The following is a 24,027-nucleotide window of genomic DNA, read 5'->3' on the forward strand; positions in this document are numbered from 1 at the left end:
CAAAACTTTTTTAAGCACTTGGCTTAGCTAGGAGACCTTGCTAACTGGGCGCTTGGCTTGTTTGAAGCCATCCCGTGTCAGCGAGGGGGCATTATAGAGATCGGAACTTTATTGGCAAGCGTTTTTTTAACTTTTTTCAGAAATAATATCGCTTTGAGCAGATGTTGTGCGAACCGTGATATTTACCCACAGAATTTAGACATTATCCACCAGCTATCCACATTAGCATGTGGTTAACTAGTCATTAATCATCACTATCGAAGAAATACGAAATTCGCGAGCGGGGGTTAAGATACTCTTTGACCTTATCTGGGAGCTTATTGGGCAATATAGCGTTAACAATTTTGATCTCTTTATCTTCAAGCTCAATAATAGGGGCTTGCGTTCGAGGCACTGAAGGATCGTATATCAGTACATTTGGATAAAGAATCGCTTTGCTGTTTACAGAAATAACTAAACCAACCATCTGATTGGATAGTTGAACGACGGTTCCTGGCGGATAGACCCCCATAAACTTAATGAGCAAATTTAAATTGTCATTGTTGTAGTGCTTTTTGCAATTCTTGTAGAGATGAGAAAGTGCGACATAAGGAATTTTTTGCTCAGAAGGAATACTAGGATGGCACAAGTTATCGTAGGCATTCGCCAGAGCGACTATCTGGGACAACTCATCAATCTCAGAACCCTTTAACCCTTCAGGATAACCAGAGCCATCAATCAACTCATGATGCTGAGCGATAACTTTTTTAGCACTATCTGGAAATGTGTCCATATTATTCGCCAGTTCAACACCATATTTGGTATGAAGCTTCAAATAGTTTTTTTCTGGCTCTGTCAGTGGTGTTTGCTTACGAACAATCGTGGTTGGTACTTTTAGCTTGCCTATATCATGAAATAGCGCAGCAAATGACAACTCTTTCAATTGCTCTGATCCTAACCCTTTTGCTTTCCCGATCATCAACGCAATCACTGACACATTTAACGAATGAAAGTAGACATCTTCAAACTCACTTTTGCTATTTATTAGGTGTAGCGTGACATGGTCATCACTCATTAACTTGTCGACGATATCACTCACTAATGCAGTTGCTTCATCTATAGCTTGCTCTGGCCTACTACGAATTTTATTCATAACAGCTCGCATTTGGGATAAAGATCGCTCAAACTCTTTTTCACAATTGATAACTCTGCGGCGGTAGGCATTCAGTTTTTCGATTCGTTGTTGTTTTTCTTCCCAGAGTTTCTGTGCCTCCGCATCTATTTCTTGCTTGTCTTCTTTATTACTATCTAGTGAAGGCTCAGTATTTGGAGGTAATGGCTTTGTGTCACTTTGATTTAAGTTGATAAAAACATGCTCGATCCCCAAGTGGCGGATCATTTTGATCTGTTCTTCGTTTTTTATCTTAAAACTATTAAATAGGAAGGGGTGATCATTCCACTTTACAGGAAGTCGAATATGTAGACCTGGCTGGAGCCTATCAACGGTGATTTTAATACTCGCCACAAAAACAACCTCCTGTGTTTTAGCTTATATATCACCACTTGAACGATAAGTTAAAGATGGTTGTGCATGCATACACACATTTAGATGATAATGTTTTCAATCAGTGCGTTAAACGCCTTCTGTCGCACTTTCGCAATAATAAGTTCTATAAAATATACACTTAAAAGATAGTAAATTTGCTAAAACTCGCAACCACTTAACACTAAGATTTGTTGAAAATGTCCAAAAGCTCACTCGCTAAAGATGAAAAACTCTCTGAGAGTGAGCTATGGGAATCAGATAAAACAGGATCAGTTGATTCCTTCAACCCAATAGATGGAGTCTGCCTTCTTGTTACTTCTTGGGTGCCCTTCCGCTAGAACTTTATATTTCCCTTTGTAATTCAGATAATTACAATCTATCGGCCCCTTATCTGTATTGTAGCAATCTATCAATATTGAAGTAAATTGCGGGTCTTTACCTTCTAGAATCTTGACCGCTCGCTCTTTCTCAACCATATGAACAGGCCAATTTTCATATAAATAAAAGATAGAAGACATTGTCTCTGTGAAGCTTATCCCTGCGATTTTAGAACGTTGATCTACAGGAATATGGCTAACAAATTTATTCAAGTCTCTACTCATATCTTTCGTTACATCTATTCCCGGAAACAGGTGAGTTATCCCAGCAAAGAAAAATAGCGCCGTAATTACAGACATCTTTACCCAGCTTTTCCATTTCGTAAACTCAACCTTCCATATCAAGAATACACAGATGAAAGCTAATACTGTGGTCCAATGCCACTCACTTAACCAATGAATCGTTCGAGTCGGGATCTTGTTCAGAGGTAAGAATTGATACCACAGTGGCGTTGTTACAATCGCCACGAGGAATACACTCATTAGCGCCGCCCAAGCTTGCCTGTACCTGTTAACCCAATTTCCTTTTAGCTGAGAAATTGCTTCTGTACTAATCATCGCGAATAAAGGCATAAGTGGCGCTAAATACATCGACCTTTTGGTTTCCGAATAAGAGAAAACAAAGATCACAGTTGCAAACCACACAAGTAAAAAACCGTCGTACCAAGAAATGCTTTTCTCTTTAAAATAACGCTTTATGAGTAGCACAAACCAAGCAAAGAAAAATGCAGTCCAAGGCAGTGTATACTCTGAAATTCCATTTAAGTAATAGAAAGGACGCCCTTTGATAACATGGCCTAACGCAGCACTCGCCGTACCTGTAAATCGACCTACTTGATTTTGCCAAAACCATTCATACCAAAGCTGGGGAGAAGCAGTTAGATAAAATGGGTATACCCAAGAAGCAATGACCACAGCCATTATAGCAATACCTATAACATGCTGGACTACGATGTTTGATGCGGAAGGATAACTCGAAAGATCTTTTTTACGTAAATAACAATAGCGCAATAAAAGGTAAACCCAAGCCGGGAAGATTAACACAATAGCCACTGGCCCTTTACTTAAAAAAGCCAAACCAGTGAAAATCCCCGCTAGATAAAGCCAACGTAACTTATTGCGAAAATACGCCTCAGCAAATGCCCAAACAGCTGCCGTCACAGTGAATATCAAGGCTGCGTCTACTCTCAACCAATGAAAGTTAAGAATAAAGCCTTCTGATGTTGCTAATATTGCGAAACAAACCCAAGCTGAATGATTGTCTTTAAGCCTCTCCACTAACTTGAATGCAACCAGTAAAGTCCCTAAACATAGGAGAGCTAGAGCGAGCCTACCGGACATAACTGCATCCAATGGGGTCAAGTGCATAACAAATGTAGATAAAATAAAAAAGAATGGTGGTTTTTCTACGAATGGGATGCCTGCATAGGACGGGATAATAAAGTTACCTGTCATATACATGTTATGTATAATTGCGGCGACTCGTGGTTCATCTGGTGTCCATACTTGATGATCAAATAGTCCGCTAAAAGTAACTATTACGGAAGCAAGTACTAAACAAACCTTCCATAAATCAAAATTTTTAAATTTCATTTGATTAGAGTGTCTCGGCAATTTTAATGTTATTCGCACACATACGATAGCGAGTCACTCTAACTTTCACCTAACGAATGTCAATATAATTGGGAGAGTCTTTATATGACTTTACCTACTTATGACAATAATCCCTTTTTGTAGCAAGGCACACTATTAAATATATTCTGAGCGGCTTGCTTTACTGTATTTGATACTGCCCCCCAACCAATCACATTCGAACAGCTACGCAGAATCTCTTAGAATTATTTTTGGCGTCAATATTAAACTTTGTCGCGCTTTGTCGCTACTCTTCATCTGATGAATTATTCTTAGGCCAGCGTTACGACCTATTTCTCGAATGGGAGTTGAAATAAACGTTAATGGAGGTTGGGTTAGCGTAGCCTCTGGGACATCATCAAACCCTATCAACGCGATTTGCTGGCCAATATGGTTATCTTTTCCGACACTACGGTTAGTTCGATTAATACCATAAAGAGCGCCCAATGCAGTTACTGAGTAGTGGCAAAGAATTGCGGTGACGGTCGGGTATTCACTAATGAGTTTTCGTACTACCTCAGAAGACGCCACCATATTTTCTTCACATTCGACCACCCAATCAGGCTTAAACGGTAAACCAAATTGCATCAAACTGCTGCAATAACCCCCTAGCCGCTCTGCTCGGCTAAGTGAATCACTTTTCCCACCAACATAAGCAATCTGTCGATGTCCTTGTTGTATTAGGTGTTCCGTCGCCATTTTCGCTGCTTGAACATTATCTGGCCCAACAAAATCAATTTCTTGACTTACCTTTGCTCGAGCGACACAAACTAGCGGTATGTTAAGCTTTTCTAGCGTATTGTCATTTGGAAGGCCTATATCTCGAATAGGGCAAAACACAATACCACCCACTCCCTGAGCAAGCATGGTTGATACACATTGATCAAACCTTTCTTGGTTAGATCCGGATTGAGCAAGAAACAACATATATCCGTGATCTTCCAATACATCACTAAGTCCAGCGGCAACTTCCGAATAATATGAGTCACTAATATCTCGAACGATGAGCCCTATCAATTCTGAGCGCTGAGAGCGCAAATTAGATGCTGCTCGATTTTTAATATAACCGAGCTCGTCAACGGCTTTATTTACGTTAGCAATGGTCTCAGGAGAAATGCGTCCTTTGTCACTCAACACCATCGATACTGTCGTGACCGATACACCCGCTTTCTCTGCGACGTCCTTAATCTTTATTTTCTTCTCTACCATTGTTATCCAAACTGTTTCACCACTTGGTACAAACCCACCATTTAGTAAATCGTTAAACCTATAGAGATAAACATCAATTCCAAGTGACTATAACACCTTAACTTTACTTATAAAGTTATTCCGATCTCGGTCACGGCAATTATGATAAAACGTTTTATCATAATTTTATCAAATGACCAATTAGGTCCAATATTGGGACAAGAATAGAAATTGGTGAGCATGAAGCTTACTAAGCAAATTAGATTAATGACCGGAGACGTCATATGAGACCCAAAAACAGCAAAAGTACTTTGTGGGAGTTTTTCCAAAGCCTCGGTAAAACATTTATGGTGCCAGTCGCCCTACTTGCATTCTCAGGTATTTTGCTCGGTATCGGCAGCTCATTTTCAAGTACTGCACTAAAAGAAGCCCTACCATTTTTTGATACCCCAATACTTCAATACATCTTTATATGGATGACAAAAATTGGTTTAGTCGCTTTTATTTATCTACCTGTAATGTTTGCGATCGCAATTCCGATGGGACTTGCGAGAGAAGAAAAAGGCGTGGCAGCCTTTTCAGGACTCGCCGGATATGCAGCTCTCAATTTAGCCATTAATTTTTACCTAACCGTGAATGGTATTTTGGATAGCGAGACTCTACGTCAAAGCTATGGGGTAAAATCTATTTTAGGTACCGAGTCTATCGATACAGGTATCTTAGGAGCAGTCATTGTCGGTATTATCGTCGCTAAGCTGCACGCACGGTTTTATACATTTAAAATGCCTGACGCACTAGCATTCTTTGGCGGCGCGCGCTTTGTTCCAATTGTATCTACCCTGACACTGGGTATTGTTGGCTTAGTAGTACCATTTGTTTGGCCATTTTTTGCAGCAGGTATCAACGGTATTGGCCATGTAATTCATGGCGCTGGTGTCTTTGGGCCATTCTTATTTGGAACAGGAGAGAGACTTCTTTTACCTATTGGCCTTCATCATATTTTGGTCGCACTAATCCGATTCACTGAAGCGGGTGGAACAATGCATGTATGTGGTGAAACCGTTTCAGGTGCACTGAACATTTTCTACTCTGAGCTTTCTTGTAACCAAGTACATGAATTCACTCCTTCTGTTACTGCTTTTTTATCCCAAGGAAAAATGCCTACCTTCCTAGGCGGTCTGCCAGGCGCAGCGCTTGCAATGTATCACTGCGCGAAACCAGAAAATCGTGGCAAAATTAAAGCATTATTGCTGTCAGGTGTCGTAGCCTGCATCGTTGGCGGTATTACAGAACCTCTCGAGTTTCTCTTCCTATTCACTGCTCCAGCACTCTACTTCGTTCATGCAGTTCTAACTGGATTAGGCTTTATGGTCATGGGTATGCTCGGTGTCACTATTGGTAACACCGATGGCAACATCATCGACTTTATTGTATTCGGTGTATTGCAAGGCACAGCCACCAAGTGGTATCTAGTCCCAGTTGTAGCTGCTATTTGGTTTGCTGTTTATTACTCTGTCTTTAGATTCGCGATTTTAAGATTCAACATAAAAACTCCGGGTCGAGAGTCTGAAGAAACACCAACTTCAGAGGAACTTGAAGGCATCATTTCTACCGCTGGCAGCAAAGGAGGACTCATCTTAGCAGCTCTTGGCGGATCAGAAAATATCACATCATTGGATAACTGTATTACTCGCTTACGCCTTACTGTAGAGGACATGTCCCTTGTCAACGAAGCAAAATTGAAATCATGCGGTGCTTTGGGTGTAGTGAAGTTGGATAAGCACAGCTTGCAAGTCGTCATTGGTACGCAAGTACATATTGTAAAAAATGAAATGCAATCACTGATGACAGCCACAACATAAGCATTGCAATGAAGCAGAGTTGCCCACTCTGCTTCATTACTTACCTTTCCAAACCCTACTACTCACCAATACTCTAGAAGAAAGTAAAAATTGGAGTTTCAATGTTTGATTTTTCAACCCCTATCGATAGAACAGGCACATACTGCACGCAGTGGGACTATGTCGAAGACCGTTTTGGTAAAGCAGGACTACTGCCCTTCACCATTTCAGATATGGATTTCGCTGCACCGCAAACAATTTTAGATGCCGTAAACAAGAGAATGGCACATCCAGTATTTGGTTACAGCCGCTGGAATCACGATGACTTTAAGCAATCCATTACCGGTTGGTTTTCAAAACGCTTTAACGCTGAGTTATCCAAAGAACATGTTGTTTACGGGCCATCTGTTATCTACATCATTTCTCAGCTTATTCGCCAATGGAGCACACCCAAACAAGGCATCATCATTCATACCCCTGCGTACGATGCTTTTGACAAGATGATTCTTGGGCTTGACAGACAGCTCGTGACTAATCAGTTACTACGTGACACGTCTGGATATACCATTGATTGGGACAAGCTAGAGCTGCAACTTTCCGACCCAAATAACAAAATACTTTTACTCTGTAGCCCACATAATCCAACAGGAAAAGTCTGGAGTATTGAAGAGTTAGCCTATATGGATGAACTTTGCGCGAAACACAATGTGGCAGTGATTAGCGATGAAATTCACATGGATGTTTGTTTTAAAAAACACACGCCATGGCAAGGGTTTGGTATGTCGGATAACTGGGCGTTGGTTAGCTCAGCTTCGAAGTCATTTAACATCCCAGCACTTAATGGCGCTTACGCTTTTATTGCCAATGAACAGGCGAGAAATCAGTTTTTATTTAACCTCAAGCAAGTCGATGGGCTTTCCTCACCTTCTATTCTTGGAGTTATTGCGACCATGGCCGCCTACAACCATAGCGAAGAGTGGCTAGATAAACTCATTGAATATGTGCACGCTAACCACAGCTACGTACAACAACAGCTTGCTCGTGAAATTCCCTCTATCGACTATCAAGTTCCCGACGCAACCTATCTGGCCTGGATTGACTTATCACCCCTCGCAATCGATATGGACGAGTTAAACAGCCAGCTCATAGAAAAGTATAATGTTGCAATCATGCAGGGAAAAATATACGGAGAAGCCGGGCAACAATTTGTTAGGCTGAATTTAGGTTGTCCATGTTCTAAAGTAGCAACAGGACTCCGCGCTCTAATCAGTGCTATTAAAGATTTAACTAGTAAGCGACTAGACATTGAGTCATGACTTGTAACTTTAGTGAATGACCCTGTACTAGTAAGTTGAGATAGTTTTTGACCAATGTGTCCGAAAGCTGATGCCGCCAACTCCCCGAAAAGCCTGCATGATTCCACTGACTCCATTGCTAAACAGCATTATCAGCAAGTTACTCTCGTGTAGCACCACTACCGTGCTATCTGAACAAGATAAGTGTTTGAGTTAAGTGTTAATGAGTCGCCTTGCACAAGCTGAACCAACCAATAATTTTTATCTATAGCATAACACAAATTGCTGCGGCCAATTATCGAGCGCTCATATACAGAATAAGTAATCCTAAAAGTCTTGCGGAATGGGCAAAACGAGTGTTTAGCACTGAACGAACACTCACAAAACATTTTCAAGGGAGATAAAAATGAGCTTCAACAAATGGCGTAAGAGGGCAAAATTAGTAAAATCAAAGACCCTACTCAAACAGTCGATCTCCATCAATGAAATTGCCTTTCAACTACGTTACAATCGAGACTCATCATTCAGTAAGATGTTCAAGAAATTAACTAGCATCACATCAAAACAATATCGAAAGCAAACCTGGTAAAGTGAGTAATGTAAATACGTTAGATCGATTGGCCTTGACTTATCCTAAATTCACCTTAGCCCACTATTTTTTGAACAATACACCTGATAAAACATTTAAACTCTACCTAGAGTCTTTCTTAATAGAACCGATATCCATCGGTATCTCGGAGCACTTGAGATCAACAAAGTAATTTACTATCTGATAATCATAAAATCTAGGCAGTTTCCGCCCCCAAAAAGGTCTCGCCTCCAGCTAAACAAACTATATAATACTTGCTATATGTGTACTCGGAGAGCTTTTATTAGACTGGGGACAGCTCTCGCTAGCACTTGACAAATTTTCACTACAACAGTTAACAATCGGTTGGCTAGAAAATGATGCGATAGAGGTCATAAACCGGTATATTCTCCCCTTTTATTTGATAAGATTGCATCTTGTGATATTCCCACCACAAATTTCAACTATAGATTTGGGCCCAGCCTAAATGAATGGGTAACATAGGTTGAAGTAACATTAACATATAAAACACTCTCTATCTCAGTGCATGTCTTCTAAATTAATGATTTATAGCACTTTTATAGACCAAAAATTAAACAAGGTGCATACAATGCAGATCATTATTCCTATGTCTGGTTTTGGTGAACGATTTAGGAAAGCGGGTTATACAATTCCTAAACCTCTAATTGAAATTGATAACAAGCCTATTATTGCCCATGTAATCGATATGTTTCCTGGAGAATCTGACTTCTTATTTATATGCAACAATGAGCATCTAGAGAACCAGAACTATAGAATGAGGGAAATATTATCAGAATATTGTCCAACTGGCCGTATCGTAGGCATTCCCCCTCATAAACTTGGCCCGATTCATGCTGTGCAACAGGTAGAGCATCTTATTGACCCAGATAAGCCCACCATTGTGAATTATTGTGACTTCACCTGCTATTGGGATTGGGAGCACTTTTGCCGATATGTTAATCATAGTAACTGTGACGGGGCGATACCAGCCTACAAAGGCTTTCATCCTCACACGCTGGGCACAACAAACTATGCATATATGCTGGAAAAGAACTATTGGGTCGAAGATATCCAAGAAAAGCAACCTTATACCGACAACCGTATGGAAGAATATGCTTCTAGTGGTACGTACTATTTTGCAAATGCGGCATTGATGTTTGAGGCTTTCAGCTCTGTTAAGTTACATAACTTACATGTAGGGGGAGAGTTCTACGTTAGCTTGGCATATAAGCCTTTACTTTCTAGAAAAAAAAGTATTGCCGTTTACCCACTTCAGCACTTTATGCAATGGGGAACACCTGAAGATGTTACCGAATACCTCAATTGGTCTGATGCTTTCCGAAGTTATACGGTAGAACAACCAGCCCATCACTCTGTAGGTAATATTATCGTTCCTATGGCTGGCTTAGGCCAAAGGTTTAGCAAGGAAGGATACCCTCAAACTAAGCCTCTTATCCCAGTCTCAGGTCAACCGATGGTAATGCAGGCCGTTAACGACCTTCCAAATGCTCACAACTATACTTTTGTATTGAGGCGTGATACGCCTGAGTATGTAAAAATACTGAATATGCTTGAGGAGTCTTTTTCTTCTGTAGCCATTGAGTCTGTTTTAGAAGTTACAGAAGGGCAAGCCTGTTCCGCATTAATTGGTTTGGAAAAAGCGACTAGTTCTTTTAAAGACTTAACCGGCCCAATCACCTTTGGTGCTTGTGATAACGGTGCTCTATATGATTACGATAAGTTGAATGCATTACTTGAACAGCAAGATGTCGATATAATCGTTTGGGCGTCTCGAGGTCACGCAAATGCTGTGCGACAACCAAACATGTATGGTTGGATAGAAGAGTCTGACGGCATAATAAATTCAGTTTCTGTTAAAAAGCCTCTTAACTCTCCTCAGAGCGATCCTATTGTAATCGGCACCTTCACATTCAAGTCTGCTGAAATATTTAAGCGTTGTGTTGAGCAAATGATTATCAAGGATAGAAGAGTAAATGGTGAGTTTTACTTGGATAGTTGTATCAATGAAGCTCTTGAGCTTGGTTTAAAGTGCAGAATTTTTGAAGTTACACACTATATTTGTTGGGGTACACCGAACGAATTACGTACTTTTGAATACTGGCAATCTTGCTTTCACAAATGGGATGGGCACCCATATCGTCTCGAAAATGACACACGAATTTCAAGTCAAAAAGAAGTAGATATATTACAGCAATCTTATAGCAAATTGTTACCTGAGTTGCTGGAACCACTTTCATGATTAAAAAAGAGCTTCTTATATTTTTAATTGTCGGTTTTCTTACAGTAGGTGTCGATTTTTCCACTTACCATTTCTGGCTTTGGCTCGATATAGGACATAGTATTTCGAAGGCGTTAGGTTTTATATCTGGAACGATTTTTGCGTATATTGCCAATAAATTCTGGACGTTTAATCATATTAAACACCAGCCAAATACTATGCAGAAGTTCGCCTTACTTTATGTAATAGCTCTAGGGATCAATGTTTTAACTAATCAAGCCTCGTTAGATTTTATGTCTCAATTCAGTTGGGGAATAAACGCGGCATTTCTTATAGCGACAGGAACATCAGCCACTATTAATTTTATAGGAATGAAGGTTTTTGTTTTTTCAGGATCGCCAATTCGGAGATAAAATGAAGTATTCTCTTGTCATACCTTGCTTCAATGAGGCTGATAACTTACCACTGCTTCTTAAGCGTTGTGAAAAGGTCGTCGAAAACCCAGATATCGAAGTTATATTGGTCGACAACGGCTCAACGGACAACAGCCCCTCTGTTTTAGAAGAATTACTTCAACAATATCCAAGATGTAGAAGCATTCGCGTTGAAAATAACCAAGGTTATGGCTTTGGTATTTTAAGCGGTTTGCGAGCTGCTCGAGGAGATATTTTAGGCTGGAGTCACGCAGATATGCAAACAGATCCTTTAGATGCTTTGAAGGCATTTGAAATTTTTGAACAGCATGGTAAACAAATATTTGTGAAAGGTCGAAGATATGGTAGGCCTTGGGCAGATACCTTTTTTACTGTAGGAATGAGTATATTTGAGACGCTATTGATCGGTAAACCAATGTGGGACATCAATGCACAACCAACAGTGTTCTCTAAAGACTTTTTCAATTCTTGGGCAAACCCACCTTACGACTTCGCTCTTGATCTTTATGCTTACTATCAGGCTCGCCAGCAAGGCCTAGCCATACATAGATTCCCGGTTCGTTTTGGCGAAAGGGCTTACGGTAACTCCCACTGGAATGTTGACTGGAGCGGCAAAGTTAAGTTTATTCGCCGAACCGTAGAATTCAGCTTGCAACTAAGGAGAGCTTTAAAAAATGAAGTTGATTGCTCATAGAAGAAACACAATTACTGACCTCAAGTCAACGCCAGTTAAATATGGCATTGAAGTTGATATTCGTAGTGACGAGAATGAACTAATAATTCATCATGACCCCATGGTAAAAGGAGAATATTTTGAAGAGTGGCTTTCTCACTATGAACATGGAACTTTAATTTTGAATGTTAAAGAAGAAGGTCTCGAAGAACAGCTGATATCACTAATGGTAAAGTATAATATTAAAGACTATTTCTTTTTAGATCAATCTTTCCCTTTCTTGATAAAGTGGTCAGCTGCCGGAGAAAAGAAATGCGCTGTCCGGGTTTCTGAGTTTGAGTCTTTGGAAACAGCTTTGACACTACAAGGAAAAGTTGATTGGGTGTGGGTCGATTGTTTTACGCGGTTTCCTTTGACAAAGGAAGATGCAAGAACTCTGCAAGAGACTGGCTTTAAGCTTTGTTTAGTTTCCCCTGAACTGCAAGGGCGCAATGCCCACGTAGAAATTCCTCTTTTAGCTGATATTCTTACCAAGAATAATATTAACCCGGAAGCCATCTGTACAAAAACACCCGAAATCTGGGAACAACTTGGTTACCTATGAAAAAATTATATTTAAATCCACTTTTTGTCATTGGGCTAGCTATCCGATTGCTACTAATTTTCTCTATTATACCAACCGCGACAGCGAGCTGGTATGCCCCTTTTTTAGAACATAGTATCAACAATCTATCATGGGATCCTTGGGGAAGTTGGTTAATAGCCAAGGGAGCAACTGACGCATTTCCATATGGTTACGTTATGTGGCTTATATTTATGCCTATTTCAATGCTTTTCAAGATTTTTTCGATGCCCGTAGAAGTAGGATACGGTATTACTATTCTATTGGCTGATTTTGGTTTATTGCACTTGCTAAGACGCATGATACCAAACCGTGACCGTTTATTGTTGACTATATATTGGTTATCTCCAATTGTTATTATACCTAGCTACCTATTGGGTTTAAACGATATTATCCCAATCGCCATACTAGTTGCAGCATTATATGCTACAAAAATCTTAAGGCTTTTCGAGGCTGGCATACTTTGTGTTGCAGCAATATCAGCAAAGTTAAGTATGATTTTGGCTTTACCATTTTTTTTCATATACCTCATTAGAAATCAATCACTAAAGCAGCGTTTACTAGTCTTTACTAAAGGAGTGCTGATTGGCGCAATCATATTCGGTTTACCATTTTTATATTCTAGTGCAGGGGTATATATGCTAACTAGTAACCCTGAAATGGAAAGAGTCTATCAGCTATCTATAAATGTTAGTCCTGATATGATTATATATTTAGTACCACTCGCCTACCTTATGATGTTATATGCTGCATGGCGTGTTCGTCGTCTTAACTTTGATTTATTTCAATCCTTTCTCGGAATGGCATTCTTGCTTATCGTAATCTTAAACCCTGAAGCTGCAGGTTGGTATGTGTGGGCAATTCCAATGCTTGTAACGTACCAAGCGAGCAGTGGAAAAATATCAATCTACTTAAGTGCTATTTTTTCTGCGTTGTATGTTCTAGGTATAGTATTGTCTGACAAATCAGTTACCTCTGTTTTGCACCATTTCGCCTTATTTGATACGGGAAAATATACTCTATCTATACTTCATACTAGTATCGCAGCTTTGGGGGCGATATTAATGCTGCGTATTTGGCGTGACAGTATTTCTAGAAATGACTTTTTTAGACTGAGTCGGAGACCTTTCGTTATAGGGATCGCTGGGGACTCTGGAGCAGGCAAGGATACATATGCTGATGCCCTAACTCAGATTTTTGGAACACATTCTGTCGCGTCGATATCAGGTGATAGCTATCACTTATGGGATCGACATAAACCGATGTGGCAGGTGATGACTCACTTAAACCCAAGTGCAAATGATTTGGAGAGGTTAGCAACAGATCTCGTCTCGCTAGTAGACGGAAAATCCATAATGGCTCCACACTACGATCATTCAACTGGGAAAATGAGCCATCCTCATAAGGTCAAAAGCAATGATTTTATAATAGTCAGTGGGTTACATGCTTTGTATTTACCTATACTTAGGAGTTGTTGTCATTTAGGCGTTTATCTTGATATTGATGAAGATTTGAGGCGTTACTTTAAGGTGCAACGTGACGTAAAACAAAGAGGCCATAAGTTGGAACAAGTCATATCCTCTATAACGTCTAGAAAGCCAGATTCAGAGCGCTTTATAAAACCTCAAGCAGACAAAGCAGATTTAGTTTTTTCAGTGCAACCTATACACCCACGTATATTATCCGACACGGATACTAACCATCCTCTACGTCTAAAATTAGTTGCTAGATCCAAGCATGGATTAAATGAAGCTTCCCTTACTAGGATTCTGGTCGGTGTGTGCGGACTTCATGTTGATGTTGTTATACATAACGAGTTTGGAGAATCTGTTCTCACTATAGAAGGTGAAACATCAGCAGAAGACATTGAAATGGCGGCTAAACTGCTGTGTCCGCAAGTTCTCGACTTTCTTGATATTAGTCCAGAGTGGCAAGGTGGAGTCATTGGATTAATGCAGCTGGTCACACTATCACATATTACACAAGCACTTACAAAACGATTCGTATGATAAATATTTATAACGAAAGGCGATTAGATCGCTTACCTGACGCTATTCTTTTTGATACAGATAATACACTTTATCCTTATGACCCTGCACACCAAGCAGCAATGAAGGCTGTGAAAGACAAAGTAATAGGCACTTTTTCAATAGACGCAAAAACATTCGATAGCGCTTTTACTGAAGCCCGAAAGCAGGTAAAAATACGCTTACAGCATACAGCCTCTTCACATAGTAGATTGCTATATTTGCAAAGAATGCTAGAAATTATGGGCTTAGGTTCCCAAGTATTATTAGCCCTAGATTTTGAACAAACTTACTGGAGAACGTTTCTAACTAATGCCATCTTATTTAATGATGTAAAAGAGCTGCTTGATGACTTAAGGCTACTAGGCATACCGATTGCGATAGTAACTGATTTAACTGCTCAAATACAGTTCAGAAAGGTAGTGTACTTTGGATTAGATCATTATTTTGATTATATTGTCACTAGCGAAGAAGCTGGTTTTGATAAGCCTCATGAAGCTCCATTCAAAATTGCAGTTGAGAAAATGCGCCCAAAAGGCGGCTGTATTTGGATGATAGGAGATAACCCAGTTAACGATATACGCGGTGCTAAAGAACAAATCGATGCTGTCACGTTTCAAAAGATCCACAAAGGAATAAAACTTGGACAAGGGGAAAATACTCCAGATGCTTCATTTAAAGAGTTTTCAGAGTTGCGCCAATTTATAAAACGCTTTATTAACGAATAAGGTTTGATAAGCCATATATTTAAGAAGTTTGATAATAATCCAAAGGAATATTTATGAAAACCACGATCACTCAATACTGTGCTAGATTGGGTCAAGACCCTTTATTAGTTCAAGGAGCTGGAGGTAATATATCTTGGAAAGACAACAATATTTTGTGGGTAAAAGCTTCGGGAACTTGGCTAGCGGACGCTAGCAAGCGAGATATTTTTGTCCCTGTAAACTTAGAAGGCCTTCGTGAGAGTTTTCGGAAGAAAAATTTTTCAGTAACTCCGGAAGCTATAGGCGAAGTGAATATGAAACCTTCGATAGAAACGCTACTTCATGCTTTGATGCCACAAAAAGTAGTAGTACACCTCCATGCAATAGAAATATTAGCACATTTAGTCAAAAAAGATTGTGAAAATATTATAGCGTCCCTAATTGGGCAAGATATAAATTGGGCTATAGTTGATTACTATAAACCAGGTGCACTTCTAGCGCTAGCAGCAAGTAACGTTTTGACTAGAAATAAAAATATACAAGTCATATTTCTTAAGAATCATGGTGTAGTAATTGGTGGTGATAGTATTGAAGATATTGATGATACACTTAAGTTCTTAATCAGCAAAATGTCATCAGATATAGTACCTAGAACAAATATGACACTTCCAATCGGTAATATCAAAATTGACAATTATACAACCTATTTCCCCGTCGCAGAGCACGTCCATAGTTTAACCACCGACCCACTATTATTTAATCGATTAGAGAAAAACTGGGCGCTTTATCCAGATCATGTTGTGTTTCTAGGACCTTCACCTGCTAGCTTTTCTAACAAAACAGAAATGAAAAAAATCCTTACTAGTTTAGAGTTAGAGAATCGACCGGAAGTTATTTTTATAAAAGATCATGGGGTCTACTCAAGTAAAGTGCTTAACAAAGCTAAGTCCCAGCAAATTCTCTGCTTTTTTGATGTATTAAGCAGATTAGATTCAAGTGATACTTTAAATACTTTAACAAAGAATGAAATAGATGAGTTATTAGACTGGGATGCAGAACGATACCGAATTATGCTCGAAAAGTAAACATGTCAATTCTCCCTTTATTAATAGCTAATTTTTAATAACCTTTTTGGAAAGAAAGAATGAATATGGTAGAATTTTTGTATATTATACCAACTATATTTCTGACAGCTATTTTTGGAAGAACTATTACAAAGTATAATTTTTCTTCCTCACTACTAGCAGGGCTGCTAGTGATAGCATCAATTATCTCAGTAACGTCTAGATATATTCCAGGCTATAACTTGATAATAATAAAGTCTATTTTTTCTATTGGACTTTTATTATTCTTTATTGAATTTATAAAAAATAGAAAAAACCAGATGTTTCATTTAAAAAATTTCTTTCTTTCAACAAAGGAAAAAATATTATCAATTACTGTTATTTTTTTAATATTATCAATTTATCTGATTAATTTTCACTATCAGTTCTTCCATTTTAACGATCACTCAGTATTGTATTTTGGTCCTTCTTATGAAATGTTAAAAGCTCATTATTTGAGCAACCTTAGAGTTCCTACTTATTATCCTTCAGAATTTTCTGCAATGCACCTTTTACCATCGGCTTCAGTTGCAGTTATTGGTTTTTTAAACCCAAATCCTAATTTGGCTTTTTTTCAGGAAATAAGGTATATCCTTGCGATAATATTTCTAACAAATTTCATATACTCATTGTATACAACTATCAAACCTAATCCTTGGAAGTTACTGTTTATATGTATTACTGTATTTGGAATATATGGTGAAGAAATAAATTATAGTTTAACAATTTCTTCATTTATGTATGTTTTTGTTATACTAGAAATATTCGTTAGGTATCTAAATAATAGTTCTGAAGAAAATAGTCACTCCGTTCCAAAAGGAAACTTGGAACTACTATTTTTTGCTGTAATGCTGATTATTTGTAAAGCTCCAATATTTTATATAGCAGGTATTTTTGCTTTTTATATATGGTGGAAAAATAAAGAGTTAAGGTTTGCTCCTCTTACCATATTTTCTGGGATATTAGTTCTAGCTAATATGTATACTTGGCTTGATATGTCATTTATTGCAACTCCAGTAGTTAAAAAGGCTGCAGACTTTACACTACATAATGCTTTTCATTTTGGAGGAGTGATAGGTTGGAGTATGCGAGACTCAATTAAACTACTTATTGAGCATATAGGGAACAAAACCGCTATTTCCAGCCTAATATTAATTTACATATTAATAAAATATTATGCAGTATTTTTTGCCATCATTTTAAAAACACTAAAGTTCAAAAACCTAACAATAAATTTCAAAGAACTGCCGTTTTTCGATAGATCTTTAATAGTATATGGCATTACTTCCTTACTTGGCATTCTTATTGTTCGAAACAATGGAAATATAGATTCTCAAGCTCATGCTTACCTGTTAATGTCTACTCTTACTATGGCCGTATTAATTATTTTTTTAGTAAAAACAAAGCTAAATAAAAGCATAATACTCGTGTTGTTAGTTATATTCTTAGTATACTGCCTTCCAGACAAATATTATGGCCTAACTTTACCAAATAGAACAACTAATGCATCTAATAAATATCTACTCTACAAGGATGCCCGTTTACAAAATAGCTCTCAAAAATCATATATAGTGAGTAAAGATGAACCTTACTGGAAATCAGCTCTTAACGCACAGTTATCTGGACTAAGAATTAAGTCGTCAGATGTTGAATATTTGGATTCTGGTCAAATGAGACTTTGGATTGTAGGTGCGCAAGACAAAGTTATATATTGCTCCTTAATATTAAAGAAACAAAAAAACATAAAGAAATTAAATAGAGATGAAATGGAAAAGTATGATTACTGTTTAAGATTAAGAAACAATTAATTTAACTTTTTAGACTTCAACTAACGATTATACAGATTTTCATATAATATTAGTTGAAGTCAATTTCTGAAGAAATAAAATCACACTGTAAACTGAGCTAAGTTAGCAAAACCATCAACGATGGCAAACTATAACAAAAAGGAAAAATGTACTATCCATTCTACTTACTTAGAACAACTTTTAAGCTCGTTAAGTTGTTCTTCTTCAGCTAATTCAGGTCCTCACTGACTGATATTGTCATTTTTCTTTGCAACCTTGCAGCAGTCTGTAGATTTATATAGAGAGTTATATTGCTGACGCAGAATACCCTCTTACCTGTCTGCAACAGCGTTTCTACTTTACATTCAGGATAGATGGGTAAAGAGTTTTTGTTTTAAGTGCATCAACCGATTAACAATTCTACTCGTTTGACCTAGTGCCTTAAACTGAGGGTAACGATTTTTGCCAGTGTACTGTTAAAGAAAAACTTTCATTACGTCGAAAATTAAATTGCTGAATTTTTTGAAAAACGTACGGAAATAGGTAGTTTAAATGAGAGTAATTTTGTAAGTTTTTTCTTCTTTAGGAGTTTAATTTAATTACGCGAGCATCACCTTTACACGATACCTAGTGCCACGTTTTCATTTGGAGGATTGTATGGTTGCCATCTTTACCCTTTCCCATAATTACCCAAAAAATGAATAACCTTAGCTAGGATAAAAACTCTGTTGACCTGATATTTATCTCTAAACCCCTGACCAATAAGGAAAGAGAGAAGTGGTACCGGTGGGCGGACTTGAACCGCCACGCCCGAAGGCAACGGATTTTGAATCCGTCGTGTATACCAATTTCACCACACCGGCATCTTTGGGCTTGTGCCCGTTGATGGAAGGCATTATACGGAAGAAGTGGTATGGTGCAAGAGCAAAAGTCAGTATTTCCAGTTGTTTGCTGAATAATTAGCCACAAGCAGCAATTGTGAGAGTTAACTCGTTTCATTCTGAAGAGTGACAGGATATTATTTTGCCAATTTCATTACGGACGTGATACTGATATGAAGGATATATCTACTCTTCCAAAAGCAGGATTTTTGCGCAGGCTCGGCGCTCTCTTCTATGACTTGCTCATTATTATCGCTATTGAAATGATAGCCGGTGGCATCGTGGTAGCCGTGCTGCAAGCTCTACTAAAATTTCAACTGTTCGCTTTAGGCCCATACACTGATATCGCAGATCTGTTAGATAATCATCCGATATGGAGCCACGTTTACTTCTTATATCTCATCTCGGTATGGGTGAGTTTTTATCTTTATTTCTGGGGTAAAGCCGGACAAACGCTTGGCATGCGCGCTTGGCGTTTAAAATTAGTTAGTAAAAAGAGTAGCTATATCTCTAAAGGCCAAATCATTATTAGACTGTTCACCTCTTTGTTTGGACTGGCTAATTTGCTTGCACTGTTTGGCAAAAGAGGTCTTCAAGACATCATCGCTAAAACTGAAGTCGTCGTATTACCACAAGCGAATTAACTCCACTTTTCTTCGCACTATGGCAAAAATAAAGGAAGGCTCATTGCCTTCCTTTACCATTTAAACCAAATCTAAAGTTTTCGCCTCAGCAGTAACAACGCAATTATCAATGCCACAATACTTGGCGCTATTGCGCCTAAAAATGGTGGTAATCCATACACCAAAGTCATGGGACCGAAAAACTCGCTCGCAATATAAAATGTAAAGCCAGCAATCACTCCTGATAAAATCCTCGCTCCCATAGTCACACTTCGCAGCGGGCCAAAAATAAATGACAGTGCTAGTAACATCATCACTGCAATAGATATTGGTGAGGTTATTTTACCCCAGAGCGCTAACTCATAGCGAGAGGCATCCTGATCGGAGGATTTCATGTAACTGACATAATCAAACAGCCCACTTAACGACAACTCCGCAGGTTTTACCGTAACGACGGCCAACTTGTCAGGTTCTAACGACGTTGACCATACCTTTTTATCCACTTCTGTTTTGGTTAACTTATGCGAGTTTTCAAAGTTAGTGATTTGTACATTTTTCATCACCCAATGGTGCTCAGATACAAAATCGGCTTCTTTGGCATAAACAACACTTTTTAGCTGCTTATCTTTACCAAACCGCCACATATTGAGACCATATATTTTGTTGTTATCGACCTTACTAATGAACATGAAATCATTTGAGTCTCTTGCCCATACGCCAACTCGGGCAGAGAAAATCTTACCGTTTGACGTAGCATAGGCCCTAAGATCGCGAGCCATTTTTTGTGCTTGTGGAGCCCCCCACTGACCTAACAGCATCACCACGATCATTAAAGGTACGGCTGTCTTGAGCACCGATAAACCAATGTCCAATTTAGAGTAGCCAGATGCTTGCATTACCACGAGCTCAGAGCTTGAAGCCAAAGAGCCTAAACCAATCAATGCCCCGAGTAACGCCGCTAAAGGGAAAAACATTTCAATGTCGCGTGGTACACTAAGTATCACATAGTAAAAAGCTTGAATTAAGTCGTACGTTCCGTCTCCGACCGCTCGAAGTTGTTCCACGTATTTAATGATTGCCGAAAGTCCAACAAAAGTCGCCAACACGATTGACGTTGTCGCAATAATGGTTCGGCCAATATAGAAATCGAGTATTTTAAACACCGCTTAGGCCACCTTCTTCCGCTGGGTAAATTTTTCTTTTAATTTTCTCATCGGAACACTGTCAAGCGAGTTGACTAAAATGGCACCGATCAAAAGGGCCCCATTTGCGGGCCACAGTCCAATCCAAGTAGGGATTGAACCATCTTGAACACTCGATTTCATCGCACTTATTAATAGGAAATACGTCAAATAAATTAAAATCGCAGGCCCCATTTTTGCAAAGCGTCCTTGTCGTGGGTTAACCCTAGAAAGTGGCACAACTAACATAGTCAATAAAGGTATACAAACAACCAAAGATATTCGCCATTGCAGCTCTGCTTTCGCTTCTAAGCTATTGAGCTTAATTAAATCTAAAGTTGGTGTTGCCTGCCAATCTCTTCCCGGCTGTCCAACCGCCCGTTTACCAATCACACCAGTGTATTTATCAAAGTTGGTGACCATATAGTCCATTCGAGTTGGAACCCCCTCATAGCGAGTCCCATCGTATAAGGTAATGACCTGTCGCCCTGATTTAGATTCCGTAATATCACCAGTGTGAGAAAACATCACACTAGGTAAGAGAGATCCTTTGGGGGTAAGTTGAGCAACAAAAACGTTAGTGAGCTTCTTATCTTTAATATTATCGATGAACACAACCGATGAACCATCAGGAGTGGGTTGAAAAGTACCCTTTTTTAATAGTTCAACTGTATCTTGAGCAGCGACTTTAGCCATAATTTCATCCACTTTATGTTGCCCCCAAGGTGAAAGCCAAAATGAATTGAATGCAGCTACACCCATAGTAATTACTGCTAAATATAACGCTGCTTGAACTAAAAATTTATTGCCAATGCCTGTGGCATTCATCACCGTGATTTCGCTTTCCGCGTATAAGCGCCCAAACGTCAATAAGATACCAACGAAGATACTGAGCGGAAGCATAAGCTGCCCCATTCTGGGCATATTTAGGCCAACAATGGTTAAGATGAGATTAGCTGGAATATTGCCGTCAGATGCATCACCTAAAACGTGAATAAATTGCTGGCTGAGAAACACCAAAAAAAGCACGAAGAAGATCGCTAACTGACTCTTGATTGTCTCGCGGATCAAATATCTAACAATAATCACGTTGAAATTACCTACACAAAACTTGTATTTTTAATCGAATCACTATAATTTCCCGTTGAACCTTATTATTTTTTAATTTTTTTCTAACTGTTAGTTTGCTAATTTAAAAACGATCCGCGCACGGATTCAACAATTAAGATGCATTATCTAACATTTAGTTCTATTTGTCTTCAGGATGTAGGAGTACGCATGGAGTTCAGTGTAAAAAGTGGTAGTCCCGAAAAACAACGAAGCGCATGTATCGTTGTCGGAGTATTTGAACCACGTCGCCTTTCTCCAGTAGCAGAGCAATTGGATAAAATCAGCGATGGCTACATTAGCTCGTTGCTAAGACGAGGCGATTTAGAAGGTAAACCTGGGCAGATGCTACTGCTTCATCAAGTACCAGGTGTACTATCTGAACGTGTGCTTTTGGTTGGATGTGGTAAAGAGCGTGAGCTTGGTGAACGCCAATATAAAGAGATCATCCAAAAAACCATTAGCACTTTAAACGAAACAGGCTCAATGGAAGCAGTATGTTTCCTTACCGAGCTCCACGTTAAAGGCCGCGATACTTACTGGAAAGTAAGACAAGCTGTAGAAGCAACCAAAGATGGCTTGTACACGTTTGACCAATTCAAAAGTAGCAAGCCAGAAACTCGTAGGCCATTAAGAAAGCTTGTCTTCAACGTGCCAACACGTCGCGAGCTGAATATTGGTGAGAAAGCGATTGGCCACGGCCTCGCTATCGCGTCTGGTGTTAAAGCCTGTAAAGATCTCGGCAACATGCCACCAAATATCGCAAACCCTGCGTACCTTGCTTCTCAAGCACGTCGCCTTGCTGACGATTTCGATACCGTCAAAACGAAAATTGTTGGCGAAGAGGAGATGGAAAAGTTAGGCATGACTTCCTACCTCTCTGTCGGTCGTGGTTCAAAAAATGAATCCATGATGTCTGTGATTGAGTACAAAGGCAATCCAGATTCTGATGCCAAGCCTATTGTTTTAGTAGGTAAAGGGCTGACATTCGACTCAGGTGGTATTTCACTTAAGCCAGGCGAAGGCATGGATGAAATGAAGTACGACATGTGTGGTGCGGCTTCTGTATTCGGTACTATGAAAGCGCTGGCGAAACTTAACTTGCCAATCAACGTGGTCGGCATTCTTGCTGGCTGTGAGAACATGCCAGGCAGCCAAGCTTATCGTCCGGGTGATATTTTGACGACCATGTCAGGTCAGACTGTTGAAGTACTAAACACTGACGCAGAAGGCCGACTAGTACTTTGCGACGCATTAACTTATGTAGAAAAGTTCAGCCCAGAGTGTGTCATCGATATCGCGACGCTAACTGGCGCGTGCGTAATTGCCCTTGGTCATCATATCAGTGGGGTTATCTCTAACCACAATCCGCTATCGCATGAGATCATTAACGCATCTGAACAAGCCAGCGATCGCGCATGGCGCTTGCCAATGACTGACGAGTTCCAAGATCAGCTCAAGAGCCCATTTGCCGATATGGCAAACATTGGTGGCCGTCCTGGTGGTACAATTACCGCTGGATGCTTCCTGTCTAAGTTTGCTAAGAAGTATCACTGGGCACACCTTGATATTGCAGGTACAGCTTGGAAATCTGGCGCAGCGAAAGGCTCGACAGGTCGCCCGGTATCTCTGTTAGTTCAGTTCCTTCTTAACCGAAGCGAAGAAGCCGAAGAATAATGTTCAAAGGGCCGCAAGGCCCTTTTCAATTTTCCCCATATGGCCAACGCGACCTTCTATATAATTTCACCCGACACCCCTCAAGCCACCGATCCCGGTTTGATGGATTACGTACATTTTCTTTGTCATTTTTTTGTTCAGCAAAACGCTAAGTTATTCATTAACTGTGAAGATAAAGTACAAGCAGAACAACTTGCAGAGATATTCTGGAACGCTTCACCTGAAAAGTTCATACCGCATAATTTAGTGGGTGAAGGCCCTCACTATGGTGCAAATGTAGAGATAGGCTTCCAAGGGTCGGGGTCACTATGGAACAGACAAATCGTAATAAATTTGGCGAATGTACATACAACCTTTGCGAACAAGTTCACAGAGGTGGTAGACTTCGTCTCTTGCGATGAAAGTGCAAAACAATTAGCCCGAGAACGATTTAAACAATATCGTCAATCTGGCTTCCAAATGCAGACCATCGACATAAAACACCCATAAGGTCTTTAGGCCGAGTAAATCTTATAGCTA

General features: G+C 39.4%; 18 protein-coding genes, 1 tRNA gene and 1 pseudogene. 14 read left to right on the plus strand and 6 right to left on the minus strand.

What is annotated here, in order from left to right; translation table 11 throughout:
• Positions 1-244 precede the first annotated feature (244 nt).
• From ACM2FC_RS10110 to malI, 3 genes are all read right to left on the minus strand, one after another.
• Positions 245-1,504: an HD-GYP domain-containing protein gene (locus ACM2FC_RS10110; protein WP_498480796.1), complete on the minus strand. Its 1,260-nt coding sequence runs from the start codon at positions 1,502-1,504 to the stop codon at positions 245-247.
• Positions 1,505-1,794: 290 nt separating this feature from the next.
• A complete protein-coding gene (locus ACM2FC_RS10115) occupies positions 1,795-3,495 on the minus strand; it encodes an ArnT family glycosyltransferase (protein ID WP_498480797.1) in 1,701 nt (566 codons plus the stop codon).
• A gap of 225 nt (positions 3,496-3,720) precedes the next feature.
• Complete coding sequence (gene malI, locus ACM2FC_RS10120; RefSeq protein ID WP_498480798.1) at positions 3,721-4,743, minus strand: Mal regulon transcriptional regulator MalI; 1,023 nt, start codon at positions 4,741-4,743, stop codon at positions 3,721-3,723.
• A gap of 263 nt (positions 4,744-5,006) precedes the next feature.
• On the opposite strand from malI, the gene malX reads away from it, so the two are divergent.
• The 11 genes and pseudogenes from malX to ACM2FC_RS10175 all read left to right on the plus strand — a co-directional run bounded on the left by malX (position 5,007) and on the right by ACM2FC_RS10175 (position 18,060).
• A complete protein-coding gene (gene malX, locus ACM2FC_RS10125) occupies positions 5,007-6,584 on the plus strand; it encodes a maltose/glucose-specific PTS transporter subunit IIBC (RefSeq protein WP_498480799.1) in 1,578 nt (525 codons plus the stop codon).
• A 101-nt stretch (positions 6,585-6,685) separates the two neighbouring features.
• On the plus strand, positions 6,686-7,879 hold the full coding sequence (locus ACM2FC_RS10130; RefSeq protein WP_498480800.1) for a MalY/PatB family protein: 1,194 nt from the start codon (positions 6,686-6,688) through the stop codon (positions 7,877-7,879).
• Between the two features lie 370 nt (positions 7,880-8,249).
• Positions 8,250-8,447 (plus strand): annotated as a pseudogene (locus ACM2FC_RS10135) (helix-turn-helix domain-containing protein); the annotation flags it as partial.
• A 589-nt stretch (positions 8,448-9,036) separates the two neighbouring features.
• A complete protein-coding gene (locus ACM2FC_RS10140) occupies positions 9,037-10,707 on the plus strand; it encodes a sugar phosphate nucleotidyltransferase (RefSeq protein ID WP_498480801.1) in 1,671 nt (556 codons plus the stop codon).
• Complete coding sequence (locus ACM2FC_RS10145) at positions 10,704-11,099, plus strand: GtrA family protein (protein WP_498480802.1); 396 nt, start codon at positions 10,704-10,706, stop codon at positions 11,097-11,099. The genes ACM2FC_RS10140 and ACM2FC_RS10145 overlap by 4 nt, the downstream gene beginning before the upstream one ends.
• A 1-nt stretch (position 11,100) precedes the next feature.
• Complete coding sequence (locus ACM2FC_RS10150) at positions 11,101-11,814, plus strand: glycosyltransferase family 2 protein (protein ID WP_498480803.1); 714 nt, start codon at positions 11,101-11,103, stop codon at positions 11,812-11,814.
• Entirely contained in the window at positions 11,795-12,397 is a 603-nt protein-coding gene (locus ACM2FC_RS10155; RefSeq protein ID WP_498480804.1) for a phosphatidylinositol-specific phospholipase C/glycerophosphodiester phosphodiesterase family protein, read from the plus strand. Before ACM2FC_RS10150 ends, ACM2FC_RS10155 begins: the two co-directional genes overlap by 20 nt.
• Positions 12,394-14,424, plus strand: coding sequence for a hypothetical protein (locus ACM2FC_RS10160; protein ID WP_498480805.1), 2,031 nt, complete (start codon positions 12,394-12,396; stop codon positions 14,422-14,424). Before ACM2FC_RS10155 ends, ACM2FC_RS10160 begins: the two co-directional genes overlap by 4 nt.
• Complete coding sequence (locus ACM2FC_RS10165) at positions 14,421-15,170, plus strand: HAD family hydrolase (protein ID WP_498480806.1); 750 nt, start codon at positions 14,421-14,423, stop codon at positions 15,168-15,170. Before ACM2FC_RS10160 ends, ACM2FC_RS10165 begins: the two co-directional genes overlap by 4 nt.
• 53 nt (positions 15,171-15,223) lie before the next feature.
• The gene (locus ACM2FC_RS10170) at positions 15,224-16,234 is read left to right on the plus strand and encodes a class II aldolase/adducin family protein (RefSeq protein ID WP_498480807.1); all 1,011 of its coding nucleotides are present in this window, start codon (positions 15,224-15,226) and stop codon (positions 16,232-16,234) included.
• A gap of 59 nt (positions 16,235-16,293) precedes the next feature.
• On the plus strand, positions 16,294-18,060 hold the full coding sequence (locus ACM2FC_RS10175) for a hypothetical protein (protein WP_498480808.1): 1,767 nt from the start codon (positions 16,294-16,296) through the stop codon (positions 18,058-18,060).
• Positions 18,061-18,817: 757 nt separating this feature from the next.
• Here the strand turns inward: ACM2FC_RS10175 and ACM2FC_RS10180 are convergent.
• Positions 18,818-18,902, minus strand: a tRNA-Leu gene (locus tag ACM2FC_RS10180).
• Positions 18,903-19,093: 191 nt separating this feature from the next.
• Between ACM2FC_RS10180 and ACM2FC_RS10185 the strand changes: the two genes are divergently transcribed.
• Entirely contained in the window at positions 19,094-19,564 is a 471-nt protein-coding gene (locus ACM2FC_RS10185; protein WP_498480809.1) for an RDD family protein, read from the plus strand.
• Positions 19,565-19,635: 71 nt separating this feature from the next.
• On the opposite strand, the gene lptG is transcribed toward ACM2FC_RS10185, so the two are convergent.
• Complete coding sequence (lptG, locus tag ACM2FC_RS10190; RefSeq protein WP_498480810.1) at positions 19,636-20,706, minus strand: LPS export ABC transporter permease LptG; 1,071 nt, start codon at positions 20,704-20,706, stop codon at positions 19,636-19,638.
• A 3-nt stretch (positions 20,707-20,709) separates the two neighbouring features.
• On the minus strand, positions 20,710-21,813 hold the full coding sequence (gene lptF, locus ACM2FC_RS10195) for an LPS export ABC transporter permease LptF (protein WP_498480811.1): 1,104 nt from the start codon (positions 21,811-21,813) through the stop codon (positions 20,710-20,712).
• A gap of 189 nt (positions 21,814-22,002) precedes the next feature.
• Here lptF and pepA point away from each other — a divergent pair, with 189 nt between their 5' ends.
• Entirely contained in the window at positions 22,003-23,508 is a 1,506-nt protein-coding gene (gene pepA / locus ACM2FC_RS10200; RefSeq protein WP_498480812.1) for a leucyl aminopeptidase, read from the plus strand.
• Positions 23,509-23,547: 39 nt separating this feature from the next.
• Complete coding sequence (locus tag ACM2FC_RS10205) at positions 23,548-23,997, plus strand: DNA polymerase III subunit chi (protein ID WP_498480813.1); 450 nt, start codon at positions 23,548-23,550, stop codon at positions 23,995-23,997.
• Positions 23,998-24,027 lie beyond the last annotated feature (30 nt).

It is taken from the genome of Vibrio sp. A37, from assembly GCF_059777565.1.

What these genes read in the sequence shown, in the direction of transcription:
- ACM2FC_RS10115 (WP_498480797.1), bottom strand. Translation starts at nt 3,495, where the DNA reads ATGAAATTTAAAAATTTTGATTTATGGAAGGTTTGTTTAGTACTTGCT.
- malI (WP_498480798.1), bottom strand. Translation starts at nt 4,743, where the DNA reads ATGGTAGAGAAGAAAATAAAGATTAAGGACGTCGCAGAGAAAGCGGGT.
- malX (WP_498480799.1), top strand. Translation starts at nt 5,007, where the DNA reads ATGAGACCCAAAAACAGCAAAAGTACTTTGTGGGAGTTTTTCCAAAGC.
- ACM2FC_RS10130 (WP_498480800.1), top strand. Translation starts at nt 6,686, where the DNA reads ATGTTTGATTTTTCAACCCCTATCGATAGAACAGGCACATACTGCACG.
- ACM2FC_RS10140 (WP_498480801.1), top strand. Translation starts at nt 9,037, where the DNA reads ATGCAGATCATTATTCCTATGTCTGGTTTTGGTGAACGATTTAGGAAA.
- ACM2FC_RS10145 (WP_498480802.1), top strand. Translation starts at nt 10,704, where the DNA reads ATGATTAAAAAAGAGCTTCTTATATTTTTAATTGTCGGTTTTCTTACA.
- ACM2FC_RS10150 (WP_498480803.1), top strand. Translation starts at nt 11,101, where the DNA reads ATGAAGTATTCTCTTGTCATACCTTGCTTCAATGAGGCTGATAACTTA.
- ACM2FC_RS10155 (WP_498480804.1), top strand. Translation starts at nt 11,795, where the DNA reads ATGAAGTTGATTGCTCATAGAAGAAACACAATTACTGACCTCAAGTCA.
- ACM2FC_RS10160 (WP_498480805.1), top strand. Translation starts at nt 12,394, where the DNA reads ATGAAAAAATTATATTTAAATCCACTTTTTGTCATTGGGCTAGCTATC.
- ACM2FC_RS10165 (WP_498480806.1), top strand. Translation starts at nt 14,421, where the DNA reads ATGATAAATATTTATAACGAAAGGCGATTAGATCGCTTACCTGACGCT.
- ACM2FC_RS10170 (WP_498480807.1), top strand. Translation starts at nt 15,224, where the DNA reads ATGAAAACCACGATCACTCAATACTGTGCTAGATTGGGTCAAGACCCT.
- ACM2FC_RS10175 (WP_498480808.1), top strand. Translation starts at nt 16,294, where the DNA reads ATGAATATGGTAGAATTTTTGTATATTATACCAACTATATTTCTGACA.
- ACM2FC_RS10185 (WP_498480809.1), top strand. Translation starts at nt 19,094, where the DNA reads ATGAAGGATATATCTACTCTTCCAAAAGCAGGATTTTTGCGCAGGCTC.
- pepA (WP_498480812.1), top strand. Translation starts at nt 22,003, where the DNA reads ATGGAGTTCAGTGTAAAAAGTGGTAGTCCCGAAAAACAACGAAGCGCA.
- ACM2FC_RS10205 (WP_498480813.1), top strand. Translation starts at nt 23,548, where the DNA reads ATGGCCAACGCGACCTTCTATATAATTTCACCCGACACCCCTCAAGCC.